Below are 3,082 nucleotides of genomic sequence, written 5' to 3' on the forward strand. Positions count from 1 at the left end.
CGCATTCGTCGCTGGGCTATCGGCCGCCCGCGCCGGTCAGCTACCCGAATTTGGCCCTCCGGCTACCCATGGCCGCTACCATGCAGTAACCTCGCAACAGGCTCGGTTCGAAATACCGGTCAGGTCAAGGGAGACACGAATTGTTCGATTAATATGCGGGGCATTCGCCGGAACCGCACCTTAGATAACCAACCGGCAAAACGTGATATAGATGTGCCGAAGCGCGATGCAGAAGCTATAAGCTTAACGCATTTGTGCCCATCGTGGCTCGAAATGTATGATCACAGCAGCGGTGTAACCGTTCTTTTCTAGACAAAGCAGTTTTGTTTTAATCGGTCCGTCGTCGACCAAACTCAAAAATGATTTCAATTAGCTACCGACGTCATGCCAACTCTCAGACTAAGCGATGAAGTACTCATCGCCCGGCCTGACAAAATCAGTTCGCGTCTTGAACTTCGCGAAATTTGCATCCAAAAGGCAACGACAATGTCTAACGTTGAATTCGCGGTTAATGGACGCTTCCTTACGCAGGATACCACTGGCGTGCAGAGATATGCCAGGAATGTTGTTTTGCACCTTGATCAAGTCCTCAAAGCTCGTTCCGCATCAGCAACTATCTTTGCTCCCCAGACTGCCTTCGACCCGGAACTGGAACAAATGCCACTGGTGAAAATTGGGCGGGTTGCAGGGCATGCCTGGGAGCAATTCGTCCTGCCAATGCGCTGGGATGGCCATCTACTTAACCTGTGCAATACGGCCCCAGCTTTAAAAACTAAACAGGTTGTATGCATCCATGATGCAAATGTTTACATAAAGCCGGAAAGTTATAGCCTGTCATTCAAAGCATACTATAAAATTCTTCAGTCCCTTATCGTTCGCGGATCAGCAAAAATAACTACCGTATCATCAAATTCAGCCGCTCAAATCGCCAAGCACCTTTCTTTGGACTATTCAAGGATCAATGTACTTCCAAACGGTCACGAGCACGCGCTGGAGTGGAAGCCGGAGCTTGCTCTTGTAGCACCCTCGATCATAGCCGGCCGAGGTGGCGAAGCGGGGAGGCCATTTGTCTTGGCGATTGGCTCTCAAGCCGAGCACAAAAATATGAAACTCGTCACCGAAATTGCCCCAAAACTGTGCGAACTTGGCATAGATACCATCATAGCTGGAGGTTCTGCGTCAATTTTTTCCAACCACATCCCGACGAACACCAAGAGTGTCTCGTTCATCGGGCGCATTGATGACAACGATTTGGCATTTTTGATGGATCGCGCACTATGCTTACTGTTTCCTTCGTGGACGGAGGGATTTGGGCTCCCGATCGTCGAGGCGATGGCACGTAACTGCCCCGTCGTGTCCTCAGATCGCGCAAGTATGCCAGAAATCTGCGGGCAAGCGGCACTTATGGCTGCGCCGGACGACCCCAGTAAATGGGTTGAGCACGTAAGTATGCTGGCCGAATACCCAGACCGAAGGAATGAACTCATTCTATTTGGACAAGAAAGAGTTAAGAAATTTTCTTGGCACCGAACCGCGGATGCCTATGCTGATTTGATGCAAAATTAGATTCAATTTATCGATCTTTGGGGTTGCGGTCGGCTGCGTCGTGCTATGGTGCTATGAATCTATAGTGGTAGCCACAGGCGCGAAATCGCGATGTAATTGGGGACCTGTCGTTCGGGCTGGATCCGGGGCACCGCGGGGTCTGTAACCGGCGGGTCGGGCAAACGCTTGCCGCTCGGTGATCTTTGGGTCTGAGGGGGAAAGCGGCCTCGCTCGGAGACGAGGAACCCATAGGCCGCGATGCACAAGCTGCCGTGGCGATGGAAGCCACGCCAGTTTCATCCCCCGTAGTGGCCAAGCCTGGCCAAGCCCAATCTCGTGCTCGAGCTCCTGATAGTCCCGCTAGATACGCCAGTTAAGCATCGTCGCACGGACCAACTCGGCCGGGGGCGTCTCTGGCGGCAGCGTCAAAAGTCAGTATTTGGTTGGCGCATCCTCGCCTCGGGCCACTCGACCAGACGCCATTCCTCGGGACGTGGCACGTGTCGCTGTTCATCCTGATGCGCCGGGCGGGCTCCGGCAGAGCCCGGGCCGGCTTCTCTGTCGAGAGGGGCCTTTGCTTCGTCGTACCCGGGTAAGCGGGCGCCCGTGTCCGCGCCAAGGTTTGGGCGGCAGCGAAGCCGTTCTACAGGGCCGCAGGCTCGTTGAGGATTGAACGCCCAGACTGTAGCGCAAGCCCAAAACCGTCCGGGCCGTACGGAAGGCCGTGTCGATCCCGTATCCGGCATCTGCCCGAACAGGGCCGGCTGGCACCTGATCGGTCATGGCCGCCCGGATCTGATCCAGCGCGATCTCCGGCCTGGTCTGGAAGCCGATCGCCTCGGGCACGCCAGCCTTGCCGCGCCGCTCGGCATCCTGGGCCCAGGCTCTCATTAGGTAGAAGCGATGGGCCACTGGTAGGCTGGCTTGGGCGTTGGCCTCCGCGAGCGTCACGGCTACCTGGCCGTTGTCCTGCTTGCCGATTTGACCGCAGTATTACCGCCCCACCCCGGCTGAATGACGGCCCTTCTTGGGAAAGCCCGTATCATCGGTGATCCAGGCCTGGATCTGGCCGTGGCTTTCGATTAGGGGGAGAACCTCGCCGCGTACCCGGGCCAGCAAAACGCAGTCCGGTCATTCGCTTTTGGCCACGAAACGATGCAACACCTGATGGCTGGCTTAGACCCGCGCCGGCGCGATTCGGGCCGCTCTCGGCTCGCTGCTCTCACGAGCCCCCGGCGGTAACAGGCCCGTGCAGTAGGCCTCCAGCGGCGCGATCCGATCAGCATGGACCGGAACGGCTGTTAAAGCCTCGAGATAGCTTACAAAACGCAGCTGGTCGGCAGCCAACGGGGAGTTCAAACGGAGCAGTCGTCGTTCCATCACCAGATCGAGGCACCAAGTTTACACTTAAACTTTATGACACAGTAGTACTAAGAGCCCGTCCGAAAATGGTCTGAGGCGGGGTTGAGTGGCCGGGATGACGATGCTTCCAGGAGGGTGCTGAAGCCTGACCTGGAAGCGCCATGTGGACCCCGAC

General features: G+C 56.5%; 1 protein-coding gene and 1 pseudogene. One reads left to right on the forward strand and one right to left on the reverse strand.

Annotation, left to right across the window (positions count from 1 at the left end; translation table 11 throughout):
• Positions 1-384: 384 nt before the first annotated feature.
• On the forward strand, positions 385-1,566 hold the full coding sequence (locus AO398_RS27895; protein WP_082643464.1) for a glycosyltransferase family 1 protein: 1,182 nt from the start codon (positions 385-387) through the stop codon (positions 1,564-1,566).
• 114 nt (positions 1,567-1,680) lie between these two features.
• Here AO398_RS27895 and AO398_RS27900 read toward each other — a convergent pair.
• Positions 1,681-2,925: pseudogene (locus AO398_RS27900) on the reverse strand (IS701 family transposase); the annotation flags it as partial.
• Positions 2,926-3,082 lie beyond the last annotated feature (157 nt).

This window comes from Methylobacterium sp. GXS13 (genome assembly GCF_001455965.1).
Taxonomy (GTDB): domain Bacteria; phylum Pseudomonadota; class Alphaproteobacteria; order Rhizobiales; family Beijerinckiaceae; genus Methylobacterium.